The organism is Paraburkholderia sp. JHI869, from assembly GCF_038900775.1.
Classification (GTDB): Bacteria; Pseudomonadota; Gammaproteobacteria; order Burkholderiales; family Burkholderiaceae; genus Paraburkholderia.
The window spans coordinates 55928-80834 of sequence record NZ_JAYMSC010000019.1 but is presented as its reverse complement, the minus strand read 5'-3'; the positions used below and the strand labels follow the sequence as shown (position 1 = coordinate 80834).

Sequence of the window (24907 nt, the reverse complement as noted above, 5' to 3'; positions counted from 1 at the left end):
TCTCCATTGTTTGGCGGGCCTTGATTGACGGCCCTTTCGGCGGTTGTGCTCGCCACTTTCTGATCAAGCTTCGCCATTCCTAACCTCCGTCGACTGCTGCTCGAATCCGAGCCTGTTGGCAATGCGCTGCTGCCCGGCGACGGCCCGACCGAGATCCACCTCGAGGTAGCCAATCGTTGTCAGGACGCTTTTGTGTCGCATGACTTGCTGGATGGTCTGCACCGGGACGCCGGCCTCGCTGAGCATCGTTGCGAAGGTCCCTCGCAGACGGTGAGGCGTCAGCCCCTCGATACCGACGGCAGAATTGGCAGCCTTGATTACGCGACTGGCGAAGCCGGCATACAGGGGGGCGCCGCGGCGATTGGCGACGATCAGGCCGGCCGCAGAGCGTCTCGGCTCGAGGTAGGTGGCCAACCAGTCAGGCAGCGGCACCGGGACGGCCTCACGTCCCTTGGTGCGCCCCGGCGTGTACGTCCGGCGCTCCCAGTCAATCCATTCCCATCGGGCCGTCCTGACCTCCGATTCGCGAAGGCCGAGGCCCAGCATCAGGCGAATGCCGCAGGACACTGCGGGGCCGCCTTCCTGATCGACCGCGGCGAGCCAGTCAAGCGCGCGAGCGGCCGGCAGGATCGCCCTCGGACGCTTCTGCGTCTTGATCGGTTTGACCGTCCAGCTCACTTCGGCAATCAGGCGCCGCCGCACCGCCCAGCGGAAGAGCAGCCGCAGAAGGCGCAGCCAATGGTTTGCGGTCGCCGGTGCGTGTCCGCGCAGATGCTGGGCGCGCGCCGCCTCGACGAGAGATGTCGAAAACACGTCGATTTTCAGTTCGGCCAGTTCGTACAGGTGCAGGCGGCCGAACTCACGCATGCCCTTGAGGTGCGATGCGCTGACAACGAATTCGTGCGCGGCGATCCACTGCCGAACCAGCTCGCGGAGGGTCGGGATGGGCTCGAGGCCACTCGCCGCGCGCCGGGCATCTTCTGCCGCCTGAGCAGCCACGGCTTCGGCGCGTCGGCGCACCGTCTCCCCCGTCGAACGCTGCTGCCGACGTCCGCCAGCCGAGAGGCGGTAATGCCACATGCGGCCGACGAGGAAGAGCCGGGGCGTCATGCGGTTGCTCCGACGATACGGGCCTTCAGCAGGTCTTTCACGCTCGCCATGGCGGAGCGAGAGGCCTCAGAGGCACCCGTTCGCGGCGCGTCGACCGATGGAAGCTGATCAAGCGGCGTGGCCGGTTGCGCGCGCGACGCCGGCGGCGTACCGCCGTTGTCGATCGCGGCGCGGATCCGCGCGTGCCATTCCTCGCGCGACTCATGAGCCCGCGCATTACCAGCACCGACCTGATTTGCAACCGCGAGCGCCGTCGCGTCAGACAACCACCACGCGCCGTATTTGGTTTTCGCGTCCGGGGCCTTGGAGCCCGCCACGCTTGCCGTCGATGCGCTCTTTGCCCACGATTCGAGGACCTTCACGATGTAGCCAAGGCCGACCTTCTCGCCTTCCTTCGCCGCCTTCGCGTATTCCGCGGCAGCTACGGCCGTCTCCACCGTCACGCCTTGCTCGGTGAGCGCCTGGATCATCGGGTGTGCAGAGGCGCAATTGATGCCAGCGGCGCGCAGCGCGATAGCGAGCTTCGTTGCAGCAGACGGATCGACAGGTGACAGCTGATCACCGGCGCCCTGCTCTTCTAAGAACCAATCTGGTCGGCTCGCCACCTCGTCTAAGACAGATATGTGTTTTTCAACTGCGTTTACATCTGTACAGTGATTCGGCGAAATCGCGCTATCGATTGGGCGATTTCGCTCGATTGATTGAGCGATTTCGCCGGATGCATTGGGCGATTTCGCCGAATGCGGCGCGTCGGGGCTTTCCGGCATCTTCAGCATGCGTGCCTCGTCAACGAACGCATACCAGTTCACGCGTTCCCACGAGTTTTCGGACAAAGCGCGCGTGACCACGACGTGGCCGTCGACAAGCTTCTTGATGGTGCGCTTGATCTGATCGGCACTTAGATACGGGAACAGTTGCGATAGAGCCTTGGCGCTGTTGTATGTCCACGTACGACCGTCAAACAGGTGTTTCCCATTTGCCTTGTTGTGTTGAATCCAGAAGCGCAAGTTGTAGAGAAACACTGCAGCATGGACTCCATGCTCCACTGCATCGTCAATCTCGAAGCTGTGCACGCTCATTGCGCGCCCCCTCGCGCCGCCAGTTTGTCGGCCTCGATGCATTGAGCGATTCGCGCCAGCCCTCGTGGCGTAACGTAGATCGAGCTCACGAGCCGGTCCCCTTCGGGACCGTTCAGCAGGTGGGACTTGTGCTCAAGAGCGCCGGCATCGAGTGCCGTCTGGTAGGCAACCATCCTCCCGCGATGGGACCGCCAGCACCAGGCGTTACGAATCAGCCAGTCCGCCAGCGCCGAGGGCTGCATGTGAATCGCCTTCGCCGAGTCGCGAATGCACATCGCCCCCTCGGATGCCTGCAGCCGGTCAAAGGCCACGGCCTTTGGGGCTTGTTCGTTGACGAGGCGAGTCAATTCCGCGACCGATTCAGCGAGTGGTGCAGTCAGCCGCAGCACAGCTTCCTCGACCGCCCAGGGCGATGTCGAGACCGCCGCTTCCAGTTCGCGCCAACGATCGACGAGGCGCCCAGTGAACTCAGGAGACAACTGGGCCATAACCACATAGCTGTCCCGCTCTGTGAGGTGGTAGGCCCGGACGGTCCGGGTACGCCCCATCGAATCGGTCCGGGGTTCATCCTCAATTCGTGGATGAACAGCCCCCTTCGACGTGGCCCCGCGAATCACCCGCACCACGTGGTCAGAACGCTTCCCGGTCAACGCGGCGAAATCGAACTGCGTCATGGTGGCCATGGCACCAATTGCACCCATCGCAGCGGGCCCAGCGACTGGCAAGCCCGCCGCTTGCCGCGCAGCGTCGGGTTCAACACACTGCGGGGCCGCCTTTTTGTTTTGATGGGCCATCGCGAGCCCCCTTACGCGGCTTGCGGTGCGCGATAGCCAGCGGGGTCCGCCAGCCAGCTCAAAATCTCGCTGTTTTTCCACGCGACGCAACGAGCCGAGCCGAGCTGCACACGTTTCGGGAAGCGTCCTTTGAGTTCGCGTTGCCGGATCGCCTCGCCGCTCATTGGAACGATGAGCAGCAGTTCGGCCAGGCGCGTGTAACCTTCGGGCAGGAGGGACGGTGGTTGAGTGGCGATCGTTTCGCCAGTCCGATTGGCGTCAACTGCTTTGCGGGCCATTGCGGTGCCTCCTGAGGCGTCGATTGCAATGACTCCACTCTGATGCGGCGCGAGCGGGGAAAAATCAGGCCGATTAAATATCCGCTTCGGCCCAGTCCTTCGGCCGTTAGTGCCGCTTTCTCATTCTGAGATTGACGGGCTTGTCCTTCGCCCAATCGGGTCGCGGATTCTTGTCATTTTCCTTCGCCGGGTGGGAGTAGTTATCGATGGCCTCGCGGATGTTCATGTCCTGCGAATCCTTCTGGTCTCCAGCGCTAGCTGATTCCGGTTCCTCGCGCCATTTCTTCAACAGTTTGCGGACCTCGGTGTAGGCCGTTTTAACCATATCGTCCGCGCGAGACTCCCGGATCTCGCCGCTTCTTTTCCCTCGCCGGTCTACTTCGGCGCCATTGTGCCGCCGTATCGCCTCCACCAACTCCTCGCGCACGGCCTCTTTCATCGTGAGCGGTCGGCGGTCCGCGTCTGCCTGGTCCATGCGTTGCTCTACCTGCCATGCGAGCGCCGCATAGTTCGCCTTTGCGGTGACCGTGACATTGTCACTTTTGCCCCTGACGAATGCGGCATCGTCGTCGTGACGCGGCCTCCCTCGCTTGGCGGGCGCCCGGTTAGTGCTGTCGAGCCTCGACGCAAGCTCGATTGCCACTTGTTTCCACTGCTCCCTTGTCCAGTTTGATTGCGGACGACCGAACCTTTCCGCAAATTCGTCCAGTGCAGACATTGCACACCCTTAGCGCGCCCTTATGAGGAACCGCGCCAGCCGGGTAAGGGAGCCCGGTTTTCGCCCCGTCGAGCTAGGCGCGGTTGCAGACGATTATGCCAGCGGCTCTATGCGCTTGATTGCGCGAGCAGCCATCAGCAGATGGTAGGCCACTTCATGGACCGCCTTTTCAGTTCTCGCCAATCGTTGCTCAGCCGTCTCAGCCTCAATGCTGTCTGATGCGAAATCGAGAACAGTCGCAACGGGAACACCGGGAACAGGATAGACACGGCGGCGGCCGCGCTTGCGCTGAACGGGGAGCGCGTGAACGTTATTGGACATGGTCTTCCCCAGCACCGCACAACCTCCCCGCTGTCCGGTTCGATGCAAAATTCTCTACACCTTCCGATAGGCCCTCGAGGAACTCGTCATACATTGCATCTACGAGATCACCGAACTCCTCGTCGGACTGCCCAACAGCAACAGGAATGTTGGCGGTCATCCAGTTCAGCCAAAGCTGTTCGGAAACGCCCTGCAGAGCGTTTGGATCGCCGAGAATTTCATGGCCCGCAACGCGCGCCCGCCCGAGCGCCTCTTCGCGAGGCAGAGATGCGAGATTGGTCGGCTGATGCCCGTTCAAGGGAATCTGAGGGAAAGTCGGAAGGAAGGCATCGCCGAGAGGCGTCGAATCTTCTTGCTCAGAACGAGCAGGTACCTTGGAGGACATGGCTTGACTCCTAGAACGTGTAGGAGCCTGCCGCTCATCGCCAAATGAGGTGGGCAGGCACATGACAAGGTTGGCGAACCGGCGTTCTAGGAAACCGGCATGCGCGCGAGCGCATCCCTATCATGGCCCACCCGTAAACTGGGCACGCGCGATGATACAACGGACGAAAAAATACCGCCTTGAGGCGGTTCGTCCGCCTAGAAACATCGGGTCGCCAAACCCGGTCGCTGTTGTCTCAGCGACAATTGGAGGTTAGTTTCGCTTAATAAAAGCGTCAAGCAGATTTTGCAAATGTTGAGTAGCCATGGGACAAGATACGCACGTGCGCGAATAAGAGGAGGCAACATGCAGTGCAAATTCGAAGGGACCGTGACGCTCGGCGCTGGCCAAGCAGCACAGATGTCGCTCGGTGATGCCCGGCACCCGCCCGCGGCTACCTTGGCGGAGCCAGAGGTGGTGCGAATCGCCGTTCGCGCCGTTCAGCTCTACGCGGAGTCCCATCCGCGCCCGACGCAGGTCAACCAGAAGCAGGCGGCCGAAATGCTCGGCGTGAGCGCGCGGACGGTCCACAATCTCATCAAGGCCAACACCCTTCGGCTGAACAAGTGCGGCATGATCCCGATTGAACTGGTCGACAAGGCTCGAGCCTAGTGAAAAGGGTCCGCGTCGTTCGTCGTTACCTACCCCCTGAACATTAAGGGGGGACGCCATGACTCCCGAACTCGCACTTGCCGAAATGAAATGCCCCGCCCCGAGCGGGGCATTCACTCCAAGTCCCTTGTCAGCGACACAAACCACCTGCCCAGTGCGACCGTCGCCGACCCGGCCCACGCGCGCCGTAACGGCTGAGTGCGTCGCGGATGCGGGTTTCACCATTGACGCAGTAATCACGGAAGTCCGCCAGCCACGCCAGTTGGGCCCCCATGACGCTCAAGGGAGGCGTTCGAGCCCTATCGCTTCTTGAATATGTCGCTGAGCATCGACTCTACCTTTGACTTTGCTGCGCTCATCGCCGCTTCATGCAGTTCGCCGTAAGTCCCAGCGACCTCTCCGCACCCGCTACATTTGACCTCAGTGTCATCTGCACTGTCATCCGCCCAGCTCAGACGACTTCCACATTTTCCGCATTTAAACGAAACCTCAATTTTGTCTTGCGACATCCTGATTTCTCCTTACTCGGGTTCGCCAGCGCAATCGCTGCTGGGCGCGCCCGTTGCAAAAATGGAGGAGCCCCTCGATCTAACCGAGGGGCTGGGTTTCATCGCGCTATCCGTTACTGACCTTTCTTCTTGCGAAGAACGATGCGGAACGGCTGGCCATTAGGGCGGCGAATCACCTTCCCTTTGACCGTGATGGTCATCCGGTAGATGACCTGCTCGTCGTTGCTGCTCGTGGGCATATCAATGCTCCATGACGCGCGCTCAACATCGAACTCGACGTTTGACAATCACAATTTGCGTGACTATCATGCAGGTCGCTAAACCAAGCAGTCGAGACGCGTTGCTCATGAGCACTTTGAGCTTCACGTTTTACCCCAAGGGTCGAAAGCGTTCGCAGCGCTAACGGCCCTTATTCTTGCCCAAAGCTCACGTCAAACAGCCCGTGCTGCGGCTTCGGCTTGATCAAGCCGCGCCGTACAAGGTTATCTATGCGGTAGCCCGCAGCTTGAGAGCTGGTTCCGCAGGCCTCAGCCAGCTCGTGAGCTGATCGGGCTGATCGGCACGCGTCGACCGGCATCATTACCGCCGCGGTCAGCGCCTTCGCCTGCCACTCCGAGTCCTCGCAGAACTGGTGTTGCCCCAGGATCGCTCCGCGATGCAGGGTCACGTGATGCCGCAGCACGATGTGCGCAAGCTCGTGAATCACCGTGCTGCGCGAGAATGGCGAGTCGTCGAACAAGCCCTCATATACATCCTCACGCAGCACAACGACATTGCGCTCGGGGATCGTGAACGCCGCACAGTCCTTCAGATCCTCGACGTCCTCGATCATGTAGTTGTAGCCGGCCTGGGGGAGCGTCTGCTCGAGCACGCGCACGCAGTCGATCGCCGAACTCGACCACCCCATGCCGGAAAGCGTCGGCAACAGCGGGCGCAGATCCTTCGCTGCGCGCTCGAGCTTGTCGTAGCTTGTGGGCGCGACCTTCATCCCAGACGGGGTGCGCGCACCCTTTTTAGCGGTTCCGAGTGTCGTCATTTTCGTTTCACCTCTTTCTTCGCGATCCATTCGTGAATTTCAGGCGTCGGCACCGCACCCTCCTGGAGGCGACGCGCAAATGCTGCAACGAGCCCGCGAGCGTCCGGTGTGAGAGTCTCCAGAGCGACCACGTCCTTCGAGCGCGCGGCCGCGTCACGCAGGCTCGAGAGCTCTTCGTCGGTTGCACGCCCGCGGAAAAATGCCAACGCCGAATCAACATGCTTCTGCTGCAGGCGACGTTCACCGTATTCGATGCCGCTCAGATACGACGAGCTGATCTGCATCTCCTCAGCCATCGACTTCAGCGACGCGTCGTAGCGCATCCTCAGGTGGCGAACTGCCTCGCCAAACGGTGTAAGTTTCATGGCATGCCCTCTCCCGGTTATCTCCACACTGCGCATTGTAGTCACAATTCACAAATTTGTGAAGATCTCATCTGATCTGTGTACGTATTCGCTTTGTTGCAAAGCAGCAACACGGCACAATCCTCTAGACGCATCTCTAGCGTCGCAACGATGGGGGTTTTTTTGGGGGTTTTCTGAGTAGCCGAAAAGTGAACTGGCTTGCGTGGAAAGCCTTTCCCGGCATGATTTAATTCCGGCCCGAGGCACCAAAGAATATTCCGGCAAGTTCCGGCGCAGTACACAAACCCGCAAAAGCTCACGGCTTCGCGGGTTTTTTGTTGCCCGGTTGAATGCGGCACGTCCTCATTTGGACAAACATCAAACATTCTGCGGATGTCGCACGGCGCGCCGCGCCCCGCTGCTATCGTTTTCGACGTTATCGAGATAGCAAGCCGGAGCGCAAAATGGACCGCATTTTCATGACGCGAGAGGAAGCCATACGCATCCTCATCGAGGCCCACGAATCTGTCTGCGGACGCTCCGCCGCAACGCTGATCCGATCGAGCGAAGACAGATCCACCAGGCTCGAGGCGCTGGACCGTTTGCTGCTCGACGTGCGCGCGGGCCGGGTCGATGAATTTCGCACCATTCCCGAAGACGGCACCTGCGTCTCGATCACTGACTGACGCAGGCGCACCGCACGAACCTCAGCGCAAATTCGTCTGCGCCAGTTCCACCACCTCGTCGCCGCGCCCGCTCAGCACTGCGCGCAGCATATAGAGGCTGAATCCCTTCGCTTGCGCCCACTGCAGCTTCGGCGGCATGGCCAGTTCATGCTTCGTCGTCACCACGTCGACGAGCGCCGGACCAGCGTGTGCGAACGCCGCGCGCAACGCCTCGTCGAGTGCTTCCGACGTCTCCACGCGCACGCTGAAGAGACCCGCACCTTTCGCGATATCCGCGAAGTTGGTGGCCACGAGATCGGTTCCCGTCTCGACGTAGCCGCCAGCCTTCATCTCCATCGCGACAAAACCGAGCGAGCCATTATTCAGGACAACGATCTTGATCGGCAGATCGAGCTGACGCGCCGTGAGGATGTCGCCGAGCAGCATCGACAAGCCGCCGTCGCCGGAGAGCGAGACCACCTGACGCCCGGCGTGCGCAGCCTGCGCGCCGAGCGCCTGCGGCATGGCGTTCGCCATCGAGCCGTGGTTGAACGACCCGTGCAAGCGGCGCCGGCCGTTCATCGTCAGGTAACGCGCGGCCCAGAGCGTAGGCGTGCCCACGTCGACGGCGAAGATCGCGTCGTCCTCGGCGATGGCGTCGAGACGCGACACCACGTACTGCGGATGCAGCGGCTTGCCCGCGGCCGCCGGGCGCGCGAGTTCGTCGAGTCCCTTGCGCGCGTTCGCGTAGTGCTCGCGCGCATGCTCGATGAAGCGCCGGTCGGTCTTGCGCGTGAGCTTCGGCGTGAGCGCGCGCAGCGTTTCGCGCACGTCGCCGATGAGTCCAAGCGTGAGCGGCGCGCGTTTGCCGAGCGCGGCCGCGTCGCGGTCGATCTGCACGATGTTCGCGTGCTGCGGGTAGAAGTTGCGATACGGGAAGTCGGTGCCGAGCATGACGAGCGTGTCGCACGACATCATCGCGTGGTAGCCCGAGCTGAAACCGATCAGCCCGGTCATGCCCACATCGTATGGGTTATCCCATTCGACGTACTGCTTGCCGCGCAGCGCATGCACCGTCGGCGCACCGAGCGCATCCGCGAAGGCCACCACTTCGTCATGCGAGCCCTTGCAGCCGCTTCCACACAGCAGCGTCACGGCCTCCGAGCGGTTCAGCAACTCGGCGAGCCGGTCGATATCCGCCGACGAGGGCAAGGTCGCCGGACGCGCCGCCTGGGCCCATGCCGGCTCCTCGTCGGACGATTCCAGAAGCGCCACGTCGCCGGGCAGCACGATCACCGCGACGCCCTTCTGGTCGATCGCCGTGCGCAGCGCGGTGTCGAGCACGCGCGGGAACTGCGAGGCGTTCGTCACCAGTTCGACGTAATGGCTGCACTCGCGGAAGAGTTCGGTCGGGTGGGTTTCCTGGAAATAGCCGAGGCCGATTTCCGTCGATGGAATGTGCGCCGCGATCGCGAGCACCGGCGAGCGGTTGCGATGGCAGTCGTAGAGACCGTTGATGAGATGCAAATTGCCGGGCCCGCAACTGCCCGCGCACACGGCGAGCCGACCGGTTGCAGCAGCTTCGGCGCCTGCCGCGAAGGCTGCGACTTCTTCGTGCCGCGTGTGCATCCAGCGGATCGTGCCGAGCTTGCGCAAGCTCGCCGACAAGCCGTTCAGGCTGTCGCCTGTCACGCCCCAGATGCGCTCGACGCCAACTGCCTCGAGCGTTTTCGCCAGATGATCCGCTATCGTCTTCGCCATGGTGTTCTCCACATGAGCCGTATAGCGCAGCGCGCGCACCGAGGCCGGGCGCTGCGCGAGAAGAAAATTGGGGGTCAATTATCCGGGCGCACAGGCCCTGCAACACAGCGGGGCCTGCCAATGCTTTGCGCTACGTTACGCCTTCCGCCCGGAATACGCGGTCAAGCCGCGCGAAGCGCGCTGGCACGGTGGGCACGTGGGCGCGCAACACGTCGAGGCGGATAAAATACCCGGCTCTACGTTGGTCGCCGTCCGTCATGAATCTCGAAAGCATTCTCTTCACCCAGGGTTTCGGCTCACGCCGCCAATGCCGTGCGCTCATCGCCGACGCGCGGGTCGCCGTCGCGGGCGAGCCGTGCACGGACCCGCTCGCCACCTTCGACACGGCGAGCCTCGTCTTCAGCGTCGACGGCACGCCGTGGCCGTTTCACGAACGCGCGTACATTGCGCTCAACAAGCCCGCGGGCTATGAGTGCTCGCGCGATCCGCAGCATCATTTGAGCGTGTTTCATCTGCTGCCGCCGCAGTTCGCCGAGCGCAACGTGCAATGCGTGGGCCGCCTCGATCAGGATACGACCGGCCTCCTGCTGCTTTCCGACGATGGCCAGTTCGTCCACGCCTTCACGTCTCCCAAGCGCAAAGTGCCGAAGGTCTACGTGGCGACGACGCGCCATCCGCTCGACGAAACCCAACTGGGCGCCCTGCGCGAAGGCGTACTGCTGCATGGCGAGCGGGAGCCGAGCGCCGCCGTCGCGGCAAACGCACGTGCAGAGCACGAGTTGGAGCTGACGGTGCTCGAGGGCAAGTATCACCAGGTCAAACGGATGGTGGCCGCGGCCGGCAACCGTGTCGAGGCGCTCCACCGCGAGCGCATCGGCGGCTTCTCCCTGCCCGCGGGCCTGACTCCGGGCACGTGGCAATGGCTCGACGCCGCCGCGCTCGACGCATTGCGCAACAAGGGGTAAACCACCACCGAGCGGCGCGAGCGCCCGCCGCTCAGTGCGTTGACGTACCGATGCTTGCAAACAGGCTGCGTTTACGTCGCGGCGCAACATGTCGTTGCCCGGCTTCCGCCCTATACTCGTCTCAAGAACGATTACAAGTTGCAAGGAGGGGCATCATGATCATCAACGGCTCATTCGAAATCTCATTCATGTTGATGGCATTCATGGCGCTTGGGGCGGTTCTGATTGGTGGCCTGCTCGCGTCGATGCATATGCGACATCAGTATCATCCGAACCTCATCGGGGCGCTCATCGGAGCGCTATTGTGCTTCCTCCTGCTCGAAGCGCTGCCGGCCATCACGTGAACGGCACGCTTTGCGCCGCGCCGCCCGCCCGCAGTCACGGGTGCGGCGGCAGCGTGCGCAAGAACGCATCCACATCGGGATAACGCAAACGCACGCGCAATTCGCGCTTGAGGCGCGTATTGGCGAGCCGTCGCGACTCGCGCATGAACGACAGCAAGACGGGCTCGAGTTCGCGCTCGGCCTCAGCGCGGCTGACGCGCGGCGCGCGCGCGAGGCCGAAGGCATCGGCTACGCGGTCGAAATACTCGCCCATCTTCAGTTCGCTGTCGTCCGTTGCGTGGATCGTGCGCGACGCTCGCCCGTGCGTCGCGAGGCGCAGGAGAATCGTCGCGAGGTCGTCCGCGTGGATGTGGCTCGTGAAGACGTCCTCGCCCGCAACGAGCGCCGGCGTGCGCTTCTCCAGCCGCGCAAGCGGGAGTCGGTTCGCCGCGTAGATACCGGGAATGCGCGCGATCGTGGCGCGAAGCGCGCCGCGCGCCGTTGCGCGGCGCAGTTGCCGTTCGGCCGACACCCGGCGTATGGCGCGGGCGTTGGCGGGCTGTACCGTGCGGGTTTCGTCGATGCGCGCGCCGCCGCAATCTCCGTACACCCCCGTCGTGCTGGCGTAGACGAGCGTTGGCCAATTCGGCCGGCTCAGGCGCTTGCGCCGGGTGCGAGAAAACCGCCGGATGCGCTCGGGTACAATAACGGATGCTCCAAAGCCTGCGGCATCGCCGAAAGCGCTGCGGCGAATGCGGTCCACCAGCGAATGCAATGGGGGCCGCAATGCGCGCGGCGCCGCGCCCGCCAGCATGGGCCGCGAGGCCGCGCGACGGCGCGCCGCGAGCGCTGCGATCAGGCGGCGCGTGCGCAGGTCGTCGTCGCCGGTTTTTTGCGGCGGAGCGAGATGCAGCACGGTGCCCGCCAGGCCCGCGATCCGCGCGAGACTCGCGCGGGAATCGAGGTCGCCGCGCACCGGCGTTGCGCCCGCGGCCCGCGCCGCGTCTGCGCGCTCGGCACGGCGTGTGAGCGCAAAAACGCGCGCGCGGTCTGGCCGCTCGCGCAACTGGGCGACGCAGCGAAGGCCGACGTCGCCGCTACCGACAATCAGGATGCGCGCACGGCGCAAGGTTCGTGTGGCAATCATGGTGGAACCATTTTAGCGGCCCGCGCCCTCCGGCGAAGGCCGGCAAGGAAACGCGGACACTAGCCGGAAACTGCCGGAGACGGCCCGCGACCGGATTCAACCCTCGGATACAGACTTACGCTTCCCTGAATATGGCTTTCAACGTAACGCTCAAGCAAAGCGGCCGGCAATTCCAGGTCGAGCCCGACGAACCCATTCTCAACGCCGCCCTGCGCCAGGGCATCGGCCTGCCGTATGGCTGCAAGAACGGCGCCTGCGGCTCCTGCAAAGGCACGGTCTGCCATGGCGAGGTCGAGCAGCGCGCTCACGCGGCCTCGGCGCTTTCCAATGACGAAAGAACGCGCGGCATGGCCCTCTTCTGCTGTGCGACGGCGCAAACCGACCTCGAAATCGATATCCGCGAAGTGGCCGGCGTGGGCGACGTGCAAGTGCGCAAGTTGCCCACCCGCATCGCCGCCATCGAGCGCAAAGCCGACGACGTCGTCGTCCTCAAGCTGCAACTGCCTGCCAACGAGCGCCTGCAGTATCTTGCCGGCCAGTACCTGGAATTCATCCTCAAGGACGGTACGCGTCGCAGCTACTCCATGGCTAGCGCGCCGCACGAGGAAGGCCCGATCGAGCTGCACATCCGCCACATGCCGGGCGGCAAGTTCACCGACCACGTCTTCTCGCAGCTGAAGGAGCGCGACATCCTGCGCTTCGAAGCGCCGCTCGGCACTTTCTTCCTGCGCGAAGAGTCGGACAAGCCGATCGTGCTGCTCGCCTCGGGCACCGGCTTCGCGCCGCTCAAGGCGATCGTCGAACACGCGGTCCACAAGAACCTGAACCGTCCGATGACGCTCTACTGGGGCGCGCGCCAGAAGAAGGACCTGTACCTGATGGATCTGGCGGAGCAATGGGCGAAGGACATCCCGAACTTCCGCTTCGTGCCGGTGCTCTCCGAGCCCGCCGCCGAAGATAACTGGAACGGCCGCACGGGATTCGTGCACCGCGCCGTGATCGAGGATCTGCCGGACCTTTCGGGCTACCAGGTCTATGCGTGCGGCGCACCCGTGATGGTGGAGTCGGCGCAGCGCGACTTCACGCAGCACCACAGCCTGCCCGAAGACGAGTTCTACGCGGACTCGTTCACGAGCGCCGCGGACCTCGCGAACGCCGTCTGAGGCTTGTCTGAGCGGGTCGTTGCGTGTGCAATGCATCGACCCCGCATCGGTCGGGAAGGCCGCCGTCACGAAAAATTCTTCGGCCGATCGGAAAAATTCGGCACATTGACGGTTTACATCGCCATTCGGCTTGTCGTATTCTTGCGCCCATGAACTGCATCCTGTCCGCCCTTCGACGTCGCCGCTCGCCCCGTCTTTAGGGCCTGGCTACTCGCGGACGCGCGTTGCACTTCTCAACGCACAGCAAGTTCGAATCACGAAAGCCACGGCCAGTCCGTGGCTTTTTGTTTTTCCGCCGTACTTTTTTAACGCCGTCTTCAACCTTTTTGCAGCCCCAACGCGGAGCCCGTTGCCATGAATTATTCCGAGTACCCGATCGAGTCGCTGATGTACATCACCAACCGGCCCGAAATCGTTTTCACGCATGGCAAGGGGTCGTGGCTCTACGACAACGAAGGCAAGCGATACCTGGACTTCATCCAGGGCTGGGCCGTCAACAGCCTCGGGCACTGCAACGAAGGCATGATCGAGGCGCTGGAAAAGCAGTCGCGCTTGCTCATCAACCCGTCGCCTGCTTTCTACAACGAGCCGATGGCGAAGCTCGCGGGCCTGCTCACTAAGCACAGCTGCTTCGACAAGGTGTTCTTCGCCAACAGCGGCGCCGAAGCCAACGAAGGCGCGATCAAGCTCGCGCGCAAGTGGGGCAAGAAGCATCGCGACGGCGCCTACGAGATCATCACGTTCGACCACAGCTTTCACGGCCGCACGATCGCGACGATGTCGGCAAGCGGCAAGCCGGGCTGGGACACGATCTACGCGCCGCAAGTGCCGGGCTTCCCGAAGGCCGACCTGAACGACATCGCCTCGGTTGAAAAGCTCATCACCGGCAAGACCGTCGCCGTAATGCTAGAGCCGATCCAGGGCGAAGGCGGCGTGATTCCCGCCACGCGCGAATTCATGCAGCAACTGCGCGCGCTCACGAAAAAGCACGGCATCCTGCTGATCGTCGACGAAGTGCAGAGCGGCTGCGGCCGTGCGGGCACCCTCTTCGCCTACGAGCTTTCGGGCATCGAGCCGGACATCATGACGCTCGGCAAGGGCATCGGCGGCGGCGTGCCGCTCGCGGCGCTGCTCGCGAAGAAGGAAATCGCCGTGTTCGAAGCGGGCGACCAGGGCGGCACGTACAACGGCAACCCGCTGATGACGGCCGTGGGCTATTCGGTGATCTCGCAACTGGTGGCGCCCGGCTTCCTCGAAGGCGTGCGCGCTCGCGGCGAGTATCTGCGCGAAAAGCTGCTCGAGCTTTCGGCTGAACGCGGCTTCGAGGGCGAGCGTGGCGAAGGCTTGCTGCGCGCGCTGCTGCTCGGCAAGGACATCGGGCCGGAGATCGTCGAGAAGGCGCGCCTCATGCAGCCGGACGGCCTGCTGCTCAACGCCGCGCGCCCGAACCTGCTGCGCTTCATGCCGGCGCTGAACGTGACGACGCAGGAAATCGACCAGATGATGGCGATGCTGCGCACGATCCTCGACTCGCTGTAATCGGACGGAGCACGAGCGATGGCCGTCACGATCCGCGTGTTCAGCGAAGCCGATACCGAAGCGGTGATCGCGCTCTGGCTGCAGGCGTTTCCCGAGTACAACGACGCGAGCCGGCCGCATCGCAATCCGCGTTTGTCGATCGCGAACAAACTCGGTACGCAGCCGGAGCTTTTCTTCGTCGCCACGCGCGATGTTGACGGCGCGATCGTCGGCACGGCGATGGCCGGTTACGACGGCCATCGCGGCTGGCTCTATTCGGTCGCCGTCGCGCCTGAAGCGCGGCGCCACGGTCTTGGCACGCGGCTCGTGCGTCATGCGGAAAGCGCGCTCGCCGCGATGGGCTGCCTGAAGCTCAACCTTCAAGTGCTCACCGACAAGGCCGAGGTGCTCGCGTTCTACGAGCAGCTTGGCTATCGCGCCGATGCTGTCGTGAGTCTCGGCAAGCGTCTTGCCGTGCAGGAGTCCGAAGCGCTCGTCTGAGCTTTATCGGGCGACGTCATGAAAAAAGCCGCATGGGTTACGCACCCATGCGGCTTTTGCATTTATGCGGCCGCGAGGACCGCAATGCAATGCAGCTTACTCGCCGAGATACGCCGCGCGCACCTTCGGATCGTCGAGCATCTGCTTCGCTTCGCCTTCCATCGTCACGAGGCCGGAGTCCATCACGTAGCCGCGGTTCGCCGCCTGCAGCGCGAGACGCGCGTTCTGCTCCACGAGCAGCACCGTGATGCCCTCCGACGAGATCGTGCGCACCACTTCGAAGATCTTCTCGACCATGATCGGCGAGAGACCCATCGAAGGTTCGTCGAGCAGAAGAAGCTTCGGCTTGCTGATGATCGCGCGCGCCATGGCCAGCATCTGCTGCTCGCCGCCCGAGAGCGTGCCCGCGAGCTGCGTCGCGCGTTCCTTCAGGCGCGGGAAGAAGCCGAACATGCGATCGACGTCCTTCTGGATGCCGTCGTTGTCGCTGCGCAGGTACGCGCCCATCTGCATGTTTTCGAGGATCGACATGCGCGCGAAGATGCCTCGGCCTTCCGGCACCATGGCCAGACCGCGCTTGAGCAGTTCGTACGCCGGCACGCCCTTGATCGACTGGCCCATGTACTCGATGTCGCCCGCCGCGTACGGCTTCAGACCCGTGATGGCCTTCATCGTCGTGGTCTTGCCTGCGCCGTTCGCGCCGATCAGCGTGACGAGTTCGCCCTGGCGAACTTCCATGTCCACGCCCTTGACCGCCTGGATCCCGCCGTAGTTGACCTGCAGACCCTTGATTTTCAGAACCGATGTAGCCATCAGTGAACCCCCGCACCCAGATATGCCTCGATCACCTTCGGGTCCTTCTGCACGTCTTGCGGCAGCCCCTCGGAGATCACCTTGCCGTAGTCGAGCACTGTCATCCGGTTGCACAGGCCCATCACCAGTTTCACGTCGTGCTCGATCAGCAGGATGGTCTTGCCATCGGCGCGGATCTTGTCGAGCAGGCGCGTGAGTTCGACCTTCTCGGTCGCGTTCATGCCGGCCGCCGGCTCGTCGAGCGCGAGCAGCTTCGGATCGGTCGCGAGCGCACGCGCGATTTCCAGACGGCGCTGGTGGCCGTACGAGAGATTGCGCGACGTGTAGTCCGCGTATTGCGCGATGCCCACGTATTCGAGCAGTTCGATCGCGCGTTCCTTGATCTCGCGCTCTTCCTGGCGTTCCGACGGCGTCTGGAACACAGCGCCGAGCAGCCCGTGCTTCGTGCGCACGTGACGGCCCACCATCACGTTTTCGAGCGCCGTCATGCCGCCGAACAGGCGAATGTTCTGGAACGTACGTGCAATGCCCGCTTGCGCCACCTGATACACGGCGGTCGGCGTGTAGGCCGTGCCGTCGAGCTTGAATTCGCCTGAATCCGGCGTGTAGAGGCCCGTGATCACGTTGAAGAACGTGGTCTTGCCAGCGCCGTTCGGGCCGATCAGGCCGTAAATCGTGCCTTCCTCGATCTGCAGACCGACGTCGGACAGCGCCTGCAGACCGCCGAAGCGCTTGTTCACGCCCTTAACGGACAGGCGGATGGATTTGTTGCTCATAGTCTGTTCTCCCCGTTATGCGCGAATCGGCTTCTTGCTCGCGCGCTTGGCGATCTTCGCAATCTTGTCTTCGTGCTTCGCCGCGGGCCACAGGCCTTCCGAGCGATAGAGCATGATGACGACCATGGCGAGGCCGTAGAGCAGCTGGCGAATGACTTCCGTATCGACGATTTCGTGGCCGAACAGCATGTGCTGGAGCGGGCCCATCGTCGAGCGCAGGAACTCGGGGAAAATGGCGAGCAGCACGGCGCCGAGAATCACGCCGGGGATGTGGCCCATGCCGCCCAGCACCACGCAGGCGAGCACGACGACCGATTCCCAGAACGTGAACGATTCCGGCGACACGAAGCCCTGGAACGCACCGAACATCGCGCCCGAAAGACCGCCGAACGACGCGCCCATCGCGAACGCGAGCAGCTTGACGTTACGGGTGTTGATGCCCATGGCCTTGGCGGCGATTTCGTCTTCGCGGATCGCGGCCCATGCACGGCCGATACGCGAGTGCTGCAGACGCGTACACACCCAGATCACGAGCAGCGCGCAGATCACGAACACGTAGTAATACATGTAGACCGACGTGAACGTGAAGCCGAGGATCTCGTGCGGCTGCGCGAGGTTGAAGCCGAACACCTGCAGCGGCGCGACGCCGGTAATGCCCTGCGGCCCGTTGGTGATGTTCACCGGACGGTCGAGGTTGTTCATGAAGATACGAACGATTTCCCCGAAGCCCAACGTCACGATGGCGAGGTAGTCGCCGCGCAGACGCAGCGTCGGCGCGCCGAGCAATACGCCAAAGAGCGCGGCGAGCGCCATCGCGCACGGGATCACAATCCAGTACGGCGTATGCATGCCGCCGGGGAACATGGCGGCGATCCACGCGAACTGGTTGGAGAGGTGCGGCGAAGTGAGCAGCGCGGCCGTGTAGGCGCCCACCGCGTAGAACGCGATGTAGCCCAGGTCGAGCAGGCCGGCGAAGCCCACGACCACGTTCAGGCCCAGCGCGAGCATCACGTACAGCATCGCGAAGTCGAGCACACGCACCCAGTAGTTGCCGCCCGTGGCGCCCACAACGAAGGGCAGCGCGGCCACGACGATGGCGGTCACGATGCCGACAGCGAGCGTCTTCGTCGTGTTCTTTTCGGGGATGAGCGTCGTCGACGGCTCGATCGGTTGAATTGAAGTCATGTTGTGCTACTCCCTCTTATGCGCGGTCCGCGACACGTTCGCCCAACAGCCCCGACGGACGGAACACGAGCACGACGATCAGCACGATGAATGCGAAGACATCCTGATAGTTACTGCCGAACACCCCGCCGGTCAGGTTGCCGATGTAGCCTGCGCCGAGCTGCTCGATCAGACCGAGCACCACGCCGCCGACCATCGCGCCGCCGAGATTGCCGATACCGCCCAGCACCGCCGCCGTGAAGGCCTTCATGCCGGGGATGAAACCCATGTAGAAGTGCGCGTTGCCGTATTCCGAGGCGATCATCACGCCTGCCAGCGCCGCGAGCGCCGAGCCGATCATGAACGTGGCCGAGATCACGAAGTTCGGGTTCACGCCCATCAGCGAGGCATTGTTCGGGTTCTCGGCGATCGCACGCATGGCGCGGCCGAGCTTGGTCTTGTGCACGAGGAGCAGGAGACCCGCCATCACGAGGAACGCGACCACGATGATGACGATTTCCGTCATCGAGATCACGGCGCCCACGCCGGTTTCAGTCGGCTTGATGACGTTGATCGGATCGGTCGAAATGAGCTGGGGGAACGCGAGCGGATTGCGGCCCCAGATGATCATGGCGAGCGTCTGCAGCAGGATCGACACACCGATCGCAGTGATCAGCGGTGCGAGGCGCGGCGCCCGGCGCAGCGGCCGGTACGCGACCTTCTCGATCGTGTACCCGACGCCCGCACATACGACCGCGGCAACCGCGAGCGCGATGCACAGCGTGGGGATGTTCCCGAGGCCCGGGAAGTGATTGTGGAGCACGTTGATGGCGGAAAGCGCGACCATGGCGCCCACCATGAGCACGTCGCCGTGCGCGAAGTTGATGATGCCCAGAATCCCGTACACCATGGTGTAGCCAAGGGCGATGATGGCGTAAATGCTGCCAAGCACCAGCCCGTTCAGGATCTGCTGGATGAAAATATCCATTTAATGCTCCTTAGCCCGTGCAACCGGATTCGCGCTCGTCATCGGCCGGTGGGCGATGTTTTACGGAACCGCAACGACACTTTCGGGTATTGAAGTAAAAACCGGTAACGGTTGGCCGCCCTGGTTTGCGTTGCCACTGTGTTGCAGCGGCAGGCTCGCCTTAAGCGGATGCAAAAACGGCACCGTCGGATGGTTCGGTGCCGTCGGGTTCAATCAACTACGCGTCATATTCACGTTGGCGTATTCGCGGCGAGCCTTGCGGCCGGCAAACGCGAATGCGTCAAACGTCATGACTCCCTCTCCCCGGCCGCCCGCGCACTCCGCGATCTCACTTGCGAGATCCATCGCACCCAGGCGGCAAACCGGCATGACAACGCCGGAGCATGCAAAAGCAATCTGCATGCCAGAATCCATCAACGTTGGGCTTACGCCCGTTTCGGCAGCACGGCTATCCCACACATTGTGTGACGCAACCGCATTTGCCAAAGGCGCGGCAAAAGCAAACTCGTATTGCATTATTGAGGTCTCCTGCGCCTTGCGAAATGCTTGTCTGATGGGCCTTTTGAAGGACATCCAGCCCTCAGAACGCGCGCATTGTAACGCCAATTATGCGACGGGCAATATTGTTGAACCGGCAGGGTTTTCCTGCATTGCAACCATATTTTTAGATAAGCGTATGCGTCGGGTTGCACCGAAGGTTGCGCCGTATTTTCGTGCACCAGTTGCACCAAAAATCGACGGGCTTCGCATCATGTGTTGCAGATAATCGCCGCAATGCCTTGTCGGGCGGGCATTGGGTCAAATGAATGGTATTTAAGGGAGAGCATAATAATCCCGCCCCGCACCGGTGCATTCGTGTCGAAAGCGTGGCAATTACCCCGGAAATTCGGGGTCACACCACGCGATTTGATCCCGCACTCTAGCGAAAACACTAATAAGAACACCCAGCCAATGTGAGGTTAACCTGCCCTTTCTCTCGATATGGCCCTTGTTATGCACGATACGCACATGGCACGGGCATAAAAAAACGCGCCGGATGGGCGCGTTTCTGTAGAGAGCGGGAGACTTTAGACCGGCTGGCCGAGTCCGCGCGGCAACGGGAACGCAATGTTCTCCTCGATGCCTTCGAGCGCACGCACGTTGCGCGCACCAAGCTCGTGCAGGCGGCGAATGATTTCCTGCGCAAGCGCCTCGGGAGCCGACGCTCCGGCCGTCAAACCGATCCGGCGCTTGCCGACGAGCCACAGCGGGTCAATCTGCTCAGGGGCATCCACCATATAGGCGGGAATACCGCGTTTCTCGGCCACTTCACGCAGGCGGTTCGAGTTGGAGCTATTGGGGCTGCCCACCACGATCACGACATCGCACTGCGGCGCCATGAACTTGACGGCGTCCTGGCGATTCTGCGTGGCGTAGCAGATGTCCTGCTTCTTCGGCTCGCGAATCGCTGGAAAGCGCGCCTTGAGCGCCGCGATGATTTCCGCGGCGTCGTCCACCGACAGCGTGGTTTGGGTGACGAACGCCACGCGCTGCGGATCGCGCAACTTGAGCGCCTCGACATCGGCGATGTCTTCGACGAGGTACATGCCCTCGGCCACCTGGCCCATCGTGCCTTCCACTTCAGGATGGCCCTTGTGCCCGATCATGACGATGTCGAGCCCCTCGTCGCGCATCTTCGCGACTTCCACGTGCACCTTGGTGACAAGTGGGCAAGTCGCGTCGTAGACGCGCAGGCCGCGCGCTTCCGCGTCGGCGCGCACTGACTTGGAAACGCCGTGCGCGCTGAAGATCACCGTATTGCCGGACGGCACCTCATCGAGCTGCTCGATGAAGATCGCCCCCTTCTTGCGCAGGTCTTCGACGACATAAGCGTTGTGGACGATCTCGTGGCGCACATAGATCGGTGCGCCGTGAAGCTGGATGGCGCGCTCGACGATCTCGATGGCCCGATCCACGCCGGCGCAAAAGCCGCGCGGCTGGGCGAGCAGGATTTCCGCTTCGGCCAGTTCTGCGATGAGGGACGTGTCCGTGTTGGTCATGGGCTTTAAAGGATTCCGATGATTTGCACTTCGAACGCAACCGCCTGGCCAGCGAGCGGGTGGTTGAAATCGAACAGGGCGGAGGTCTCGTTCACTTCCTTGAGCACTCCCGCGTAGCGGCCGCCGTTGGGCGCATTGAATTCGATCAGGTCGCCCGGATTGAACTCCTCGCCGATCATGCCGTTCTCGCGCAGGGTCTTGAGCGAGACGCGCTGGATCAGGTCGGGGTTGCGCTGGCCGAAAGCGATGCCGGGTTCTAGCTGAAAGGTCGAGTGGTGACCCACCTTCAGGCCCTGCAAAATGTCCTCCAGCGGCGGCGCGAGCTGGCCGGCGCCCATCAGCAGGGTGGCGGGACGGTCCACAAAGGTATTGACGATTTCGGTGCCATCGGCGAGTGAAAGCCGGTAATTCAGCGTCACGTGGGAACCGGATTTCACTTCGGAGATGTCGATGATGCTCATGCGTAACTCTTTTCGTCGGGACGCGCGCTTCGCGCGTGCGCGCCGCAAGGCGCCGGTCCGGCCTGCCTTGGGCGGCCGGAAAGCATCTATTGTAAGCCACTTGGCCGGGGCGGTCGCGGCACGATTGTGCACCGCCCCCGCCACCGCACGCGTGCGCTTCGCGCCCCGTATCTGTTCCTGGAGACTGCCATGACGGAACTTGCCTTGCCCGACGCGCCGCCTGCGGCGAGACGCCACGACATGCCCCGCGAGCGGCTGCGCAAGGCCGGCGCGGCTGCGCTCTCGGACGTGGAACTGCTCGCGATCCTGCTCGGCTCCGGCTTGCCGGGCCACGATGTCTTCGAGGTCGCCCGCGCACTCCTGACCCAATTCGGCTCGCTGCGCGCCATGCTCGACGCGCAGCGCGAAGAATTCGAGGCCCTGCGCGGCATCGGGCCCGCGAAAGCCTCGATGCTGCAAGCGGTCACCGAGCTCGCGCGGCGCGCGCTCGCCGAAGCGCTCGACGACAAACCGCTCGTCGACTCTCCGGGCGCGGTCGAGGACTATTTGCGCCTCCTGATCGGCGGCCGTCCACACGAGGTGTTCGTTTGCCTGTTTCTGGATGCGCGCCACCGGCTGATCCGCTCGGAGGAAAGCTCGCGCGGCTCGCTCACGCGCATGGCGGTGTATCCTCGTGAGATCGTGCGGCGCGCGCTGACGCTCAATGCCGCGAGCCTGATCGTCGCCCATAATCACCCTTCGGGCGCGGTGCAGCCGAGCGCGAGCGACCGGCGCCTCACGCGGGTGTTGCGCGAAACGCTGGCGCTCGTGGAGGTTCAGCTCATCGATCACCTGGTCATCGGTACACGGGAGACGTTTTCCTTTGCACGCCATGGCTGGTGAGGCGCCGCACAACAACATGCGCAAATCGTGTTTGATTTTCCAGGGCTTTTTCTGCTAGACTCACGGTTTGCCTATTTCCAACCCTGTTCTGAAGCCCTTCAAGGCCTTCCAGGGGAAATACGGCCTGGGTTCGAGGTTGTCTCTCATCCATACGTGAGCGCGCTCTTATTCCGGCCATTTCTCGCCTGGGAAACTTAATTAAGCGGCTCTCGAACTCAGAATTTCCGTAGGAGTGCACTCATGGCACGTGTATGCCAAGTCACTGGGAAAGCGCCGATGAGCGGCAACAACGTTTCCCACGCAAACAACAAAACCAAGCGCCGTTTCCTCCCGAATCTGCAAAATCGCCGTTTCTGGGTTGAAAGCGAAAACCGTTGGGTGCGTCTGCGCATCTCGAACGCAGGCCTGCGCCTGATCGACAAGAACGGCATCGATTCCGTGCTCGCAGACCTGCGCGCACGCGGCGAACTGTAAGGAGTAAATCATGGCCAAGGGTATCCGCGACAAGATCAAGCTCGAGTCGACCGCAGGCACGGGTCACTTCTACACGACGACGAAAAACAAGCGCAACATGCCGGAAAAAATGTCGATCAAGAAGTTCGACCCGGTTGTTCGCAAGCACGTCGAGTACAAGGAAACCAAGATCAAGTAATTGATCCGGTTTCGAGCCTGACGAAGACAGAAAAACCCCGCTTTTCAGCGGGGTTTTTCTTTTGGCGCGCCGTGCAACGGTGATTTAACGGCAACGCCCAAACTGGCGCTATCCGTTCGCTCCTCTCTCGGAGTATGCTTCCCGCTTTATACCGGCTGCCACACGCGTGTCATATGCCCGTGACGGCGGCCCGTGACGGCGCAGCCGGAAAGCGTAGAACAAGAGAGACGGAGAAGCAGGATCATGAATTTCGATGTAGCGATCGTCGGCAGCGGCCTCGCAGGACTGAGCGTCGCGCTGAATCTCGCCGACTCGCGTCGCGTCGTCATCATCGCCAAGCGCGCGATGACCGAAGGCGCGAGCGACCGCGCGCAAGGCGGCATTGCCGCCGTGCTCGATTCGGCAGATAGCGTGGAGAACCACGTGGACGACACGCTCGTCGCCGGCGGCGGCCTGTGCGACGAGGCGGCAACGCGCTACATCGTCGAGCATGGCCGCGAGGCCATCGAATGGCTGATCGCCCAGGACGTGCCGTTCACGAAGGACGCCGCCGCCGAACTCGGCTTTCACCTCACGCGCGAAGGCGGCCACAGCCACCGCCGCATCATCCACGCCGCCGACGCCACGGGCCACGCGGTCGTGCAGACGCTGCTCGAGCGCGCGCGCTCGCACCCGAACATCACGATCCTCGAAGACCATCAGGCGATCGACGTCATTACGTCCGACCGGCTAGGCCTGCCGGGCCGCCGTTGCCACGGCCTCTATGCGCTCGATCTGAAGAACGATCGCACGGTGACGATTCAGGCGCCGCACACGGTGCTCGCCACGGGTGGCGCGGGCAAGGTCTACCTGTACACGACGAACCCCGACACGGCCACCGGCGACGGCATCGCCATGGCGTGGCGCGCGGGCTGCCGCGTGGCGAACATGGAGTTCATCCAGTTCCACCCGACTTGCCTCTTCCACCCGCACGCCAAGTCGTTCCTGATTTCCGAAGCCGTGCGTGGAGAAGGCGGCGTGCTGCGCCTGCCCGACGGCACGCGCTTCATGCCCGCGCACGACGAGCGCGCCGAACTGGCGCCGCGCGACATCGTCGCCCGCGCGATCGACTTCGAAATCAAGAAGCACGGCATCGACTGCGTGCATCTCGACATCAGCCATCAACCCCCGGCGTTTCTCGAAGAGCACTTCCCGACCATCCTCGCGCGCTGCCGCGAGTTCGGCATCGACATCACGAAGGAGCCGATTCCGGTCGTGCCCGCCGCGCATTACACGTGCGGCGGCGTCGTCACCGACCTGGCCGGGCGCACCGATCTCGCGGGCCTCTACGCCGTAGGCGAGACCTCGTACACGGGCCTGCACGGCGCAAACCGTCTGGCGAGCAATTCGCTGCTGGAGTGTCTCGTGATCGGCCGCTCGGCCGCCGAGGCGATCGAGGAAGAAGGCTTCAGCGCGGCCGCGCATGCACCGTTGCCCGACTGGGACGAAAGCCGCGTTTCCGATTCCGACGAAGAAGTCGTCGTTGCCCACAACTGGGACGAACTGCGCCGGCTGATGTGGAACTACGTCGGCATCGTGCGTACCGACAAGCGGCTCGAGCGCGCGCAGCATCGCATCGCACTCCTGCGCGACGAAATTCTCGAGTACTACGCGAATTTCCGCGTCACGCGCGACCTGCTGGAGTTGCGCAACCTCGTCGAAGTCGCTTCGCTGATCGTGGAAAGTGCGCGCTCGCGCCGCGAGAGCCGCGGCCTGCACTACAGCCGCGACTGGCCGAACTCGCTGCCCAAGGCATTGCCGACCGTACTCGCACCGGAGCGCGTGCGCAATCGCACGGTTTCGTGAGGCTTGCGCACTCAACGCG

30 protein-coding genes are annotated in these 24907 nt (G+C 63.0%); 11 read left to right on the top strand and 19 right to left on the bottom strand.

What is annotated here, in order from left to right; translation table 11 throughout:
* Positions 1 to 63 precede the first annotated feature (63 nt).
* From VSR72_RS27785 to VSR72_RS27755, 7 genes are all read right to left on the bottom strand, one after another.
* Positions 64 to 1110, bottom strand: coding sequence for a tyrosine-type recombinase/integrase (locus VSR72_RS27785; RefSeq protein WP_342955554.1), 1047 nt, complete (start codon positions 1108 to 1110; stop codon positions 64 to 66).
* The gene (locus tag VSR72_RS27780) at positions 1107 to 2189 is read right to left on the bottom strand and encodes a hypothetical protein (RefSeq protein WP_342955553.1); all 1083 of its coding nucleotides are present in this window, start codon (positions 2187 to 2189) and stop codon (positions 1107 to 1109) included. Before VSR72_RS27780 ends, VSR72_RS27785 begins: the two co-directional genes overlap by 4 nt.
* Positions 2186 to 2872 (bottom strand): phage antirepressor KilAC domain-containing protein, encoded by a 687-nt coding sequence (locus tag VSR72_RS27775; RefSeq protein ID WP_342955552.1) that lies wholly within the window; start codon positions 2870 to 2872, stop codon positions 2186 to 2188. Before VSR72_RS27775 ends, VSR72_RS27780 begins: the two co-directional genes overlap by 4 nt.
* Positions 2873 to 2994: 122 nt before the next feature.
* Complete coding sequence (locus VSR72_RS27770; RefSeq protein ID WP_342955551.1) at positions 2995 to 3261, bottom strand: AlpA family phage regulatory protein; 267 nt, start codon at positions 3259 to 3261, stop codon at positions 2995 to 2997.
* A 106-nt stretch (positions 3262 to 3367) separates the two neighbouring features.
* On the bottom strand, positions 3368 to 3979 hold the full coding sequence (locus VSR72_RS27765; protein WP_342955550.1) for a hypothetical protein: 612 nt from the start codon (positions 3977 to 3979) through the stop codon (positions 3368 to 3370).
* Between the two features lie 93 nt (positions 3980 to 4072).
* Positions 4073 to 4300 carry a hypothetical protein gene (locus tag VSR72_RS27760; RefSeq protein WP_342955549.1) on the bottom strand — a complete coding sequence of 76 codons (228 nt, stop codon included), beginning with the start codon at positions 4298 to 4300 and terminating at the stop codon, positions 4073 to 4075.
* Complete coding sequence (locus VSR72_RS27755) at positions 4290 to 4685, bottom strand: hypothetical protein (protein WP_342955548.1); 396 nt, start codon at positions 4683 to 4685, stop codon at positions 4290 to 4292. The genes VSR72_RS27760 and VSR72_RS27755 overlap by 11 nt, the downstream gene beginning before the upstream one ends.
* Before the next feature lie 345 nt (positions 4686 to 5030).
* Between VSR72_RS27755 and VSR72_RS27750 the strand changes: the two genes are divergently transcribed.
* Positions 5031 to 5336 (top strand): helix-turn-helix domain-containing protein, encoded by a 306-nt coding sequence (locus tag VSR72_RS27750; RefSeq protein ID WP_342955547.1) that lies wholly within the window; start codon positions 5031 to 5033, stop codon positions 5334 to 5336.
* A gap of 622 nt (positions 5337 to 5958) precedes the next feature.
* On the opposite strand, the gene VSR72_RS27745 is transcribed toward VSR72_RS27750, so the two are convergent.
* From VSR72_RS27745 to VSR72_RS27735, 3 genes are all read right to left on the bottom strand, one after another.
* Positions 5959 to 6084, bottom strand: coding sequence for a hypothetical protein (locus tag VSR72_RS27745; RefSeq protein ID WP_342955546.1), 126 nt, complete (start codon positions 6082 to 6084; stop codon positions 5959 to 5961).
* 170 nt (positions 6085 to 6254) lie between these two features.
* A complete protein-coding gene (locus tag VSR72_RS27740; RefSeq protein ID WP_342955545.1) occupies positions 6255 to 6881 on the bottom strand; it encodes an ImmA/IrrE family metallo-endopeptidase in 627 nt (208 codons plus the stop codon).
* Complete coding sequence (locus VSR72_RS27735; RefSeq protein WP_342955544.1) at positions 6878 to 7204, bottom strand: hypothetical protein; 327 nt, start codon at positions 7202 to 7204, stop codon at positions 6878 to 6880. The genes VSR72_RS27740 and VSR72_RS27735 overlap by 4 nt, the downstream gene beginning before the upstream one ends.
* 485 nt (positions 7205 to 7689) lie before the next feature.
* Between VSR72_RS27735 and VSR72_RS27730 the strand changes: the two genes are divergently transcribed.
* Complete coding sequence (locus tag VSR72_RS27730) at positions 7690 to 7911, top strand: hypothetical protein (RefSeq protein WP_342955543.1); 222 nt, start codon at positions 7690 to 7692, stop codon at positions 7909 to 7911.
* A 21-nt stretch (positions 7912 to 7932) separates the two neighbouring features.
* Here the strand turns inward: VSR72_RS27730 and poxB are convergent, their stop codons facing one another.
* Positions 7933 to 9651: a ubiquinone-dependent pyruvate dehydrogenase gene (gene poxB, locus VSR72_RS27725; RefSeq protein WP_342955542.1), complete on the bottom strand. Its 1719-nt coding sequence runs from the start codon at positions 9649 to 9651 to the stop codon at positions 7933 to 7935.
* Positions 9652 to 9908: 257 nt separating this feature from the next.
* Between poxB and VSR72_RS27720 the strand changes: the two genes are divergently transcribed.
* Both VSR72_RS27720 and VSR72_RS27715 read left to right on the top strand, forming a co-directional pair.
* A complete protein-coding gene (locus tag VSR72_RS27720) occupies positions 9909 to 10616 on the top strand; it encodes a 16S rRNA pseudouridine(516) synthase (protein WP_342955541.1) in 708 nt (235 codons plus the stop codon).
* Positions 10617 to 10771: 155 nt separating this feature from the next.
* Positions 10772 to 10960, top strand: coding sequence for a hypothetical protein (locus tag VSR72_RS27715; RefSeq protein ID WP_254333857.1), 189 nt, complete (start codon positions 10772 to 10774; stop codon positions 10958 to 10960).
* Between the two features lie 34 nt (positions 10961 to 10994).
* On the opposite strand, the gene VSR72_RS27710 is transcribed toward VSR72_RS27715, so the two are convergent.
* Positions 10995 to 12086, bottom strand: a complete 1092-nt coding sequence (locus tag VSR72_RS27710) for an NAD-dependent epimerase/dehydratase family protein (RefSeq protein WP_342955540.1) — start codon at positions 12084 to 12086, stop codon at positions 10995 to 10997.
* Positions 12087 to 12217: 131 nt separating this feature from the next.
* On the opposite strand from VSR72_RS27710, the gene VSR72_RS27705 reads away from it, so the two are divergent.
* The 3 genes from VSR72_RS27705 to VSR72_RS27695 all read left to right on the top strand — a co-directional run bounded on the left by VSR72_RS27705 (position 12218) and on the right by VSR72_RS27695 (position 15268).
* On the top strand, positions 12218 to 13249 hold the full coding sequence (locus VSR72_RS27705; RefSeq protein ID WP_342955539.1) for a CDP-6-deoxy-delta-3,4-glucoseen reductase: 1032 nt from the start codon (positions 12218 to 12220) through the stop codon (positions 13247 to 13249).
* A 354-nt stretch (positions 13250 to 13603) separates the two neighbouring features.
* The gene (locus VSR72_RS27700; RefSeq protein WP_342955538.1) at positions 13604 to 14788 is read left to right on the top strand and encodes an acetylornithine transaminase; all 1185 of its coding nucleotides are present in this window, start codon (positions 13604 to 13606) and stop codon (positions 14786 to 14788) included.
* Positions 14789 to 14806: 18 nt separating this feature from the next.
* Positions 14807 to 15268 carry a GNAT family acetyltransferase gene (locus VSR72_RS27695; RefSeq protein ID WP_342955537.1) on the top strand — a complete coding sequence of 154 codons (462 nt, stop codon included), beginning with the start codon at positions 14807 to 14809 and terminating at the stop codon, positions 15266 to 15268.
* Between the two features lie 96 nt (positions 15269 to 15364).
* Here VSR72_RS27695 and VSR72_RS27690 read toward each other — a convergent pair whose 3' ends face one another.
* From VSR72_RS27690 to VSR72_RS27660, 7 genes are all read right to left on the bottom strand, one after another.
* Entirely contained in the window at positions 15365 to 16081 is a 717-nt protein-coding gene (locus VSR72_RS27690; protein ID WP_342955536.1) for an ABC transporter ATP-binding protein, read from the bottom strand.
* A complete protein-coding gene (locus VSR72_RS27685) occupies positions 16081 to 16857 on the bottom strand; it encodes an ABC transporter ATP-binding protein (protein ID WP_321913954.1) in 777 nt (258 codons plus the stop codon). Before VSR72_RS27685 ends, VSR72_RS27690 begins: the two co-directional genes overlap by 1 nt.
* A gap of 15 nt (positions 16858 to 16872) precedes the next feature.
* Entirely contained in the window at positions 16873 to 18042 is a 1170-nt protein-coding gene (locus VSR72_RS27680) for an ABC transporter ATP-binding protein (protein ID WP_342955535.1), read from the bottom strand.
* Between the two features lie 16 nt (positions 18043 to 18058).
* On the bottom strand, positions 18059 to 19009 hold the full coding sequence (locus tag VSR72_RS27675; protein ID WP_158758450.1) for a branched-chain amino acid ABC transporter permease: 951 nt from the start codon (positions 19007 to 19009) through the stop codon (positions 18059 to 18061).
* 213 nt (positions 19010 to 19222) lie between these two features.
* Positions 19223 to 19525, bottom strand: coding sequence for a hypothetical protein (locus VSR72_RS27670; RefSeq protein WP_342955534.1), 303 nt, complete (start codon positions 19523 to 19525; stop codon positions 19223 to 19225).
* Between the two features lie 551 nt (positions 19526 to 20076).
* Complete coding sequence (gene ispH / locus VSR72_RS27665; RefSeq protein ID WP_342955533.1) at positions 20077 to 21048, bottom strand: 4-hydroxy-3-methylbut-2-enyl diphosphate reductase; 972 nt, start codon at positions 21046 to 21048, stop codon at positions 20077 to 20079.
* A 5-nt stretch (positions 21049 to 21053) separates the two neighbouring features.
* A complete protein-coding gene (locus VSR72_RS27660; protein ID WP_342955532.1) occupies positions 21054 to 21509 on the bottom strand; it encodes a peptidylprolyl isomerase in 456 nt (151 codons plus the stop codon).
* A gap of 189 nt (positions 21510 to 21698) precedes the next feature.
* Here VSR72_RS27660 and radC point away from each other — a divergent pair, with 189 nt between their 5' ends.
* From radC to nadB, 4 genes are all read left to right on the top strand, one after another.
* On the top strand, positions 21699 to 22391 hold the full coding sequence (radC, locus tag VSR72_RS27655) for a DNA repair protein RadC (protein WP_342955531.1): 693 nt from the start codon (positions 21699 to 21701) through the stop codon (positions 22389 to 22391).
* Between the two features lie 240 nt (positions 22392 to 22631).
* A complete protein-coding gene (gene rpmB / locus VSR72_RS27650; RefSeq protein ID WP_027794135.1) occupies positions 22632 to 22865 on the top strand; it encodes a 50S ribosomal protein L28 in 234 nt (77 codons plus the stop codon).
* A 10-nt stretch (positions 22866 to 22875) separates the two neighbouring features.
* Positions 22876 to 23043, top strand: a complete 168-nt coding sequence (rpmG, locus tag VSR72_RS27645) for a 50S ribosomal protein L33 (RefSeq protein ID WP_027817504.1) — start codon at positions 22876 to 22878, stop codon at positions 23041 to 23043.
* 243 nt (positions 23044 to 23286) lie between these two features.
* Complete coding sequence (nadB, locus tag VSR72_RS27640) at positions 23287 to 24888, top strand: L-aspartate oxidase (protein ID WP_342955530.1); 1602 nt, start codon at positions 23287 to 23289, stop codon at positions 24886 to 24888.
* Positions 24889 to 24907 lie beyond the last annotated feature (19 nt).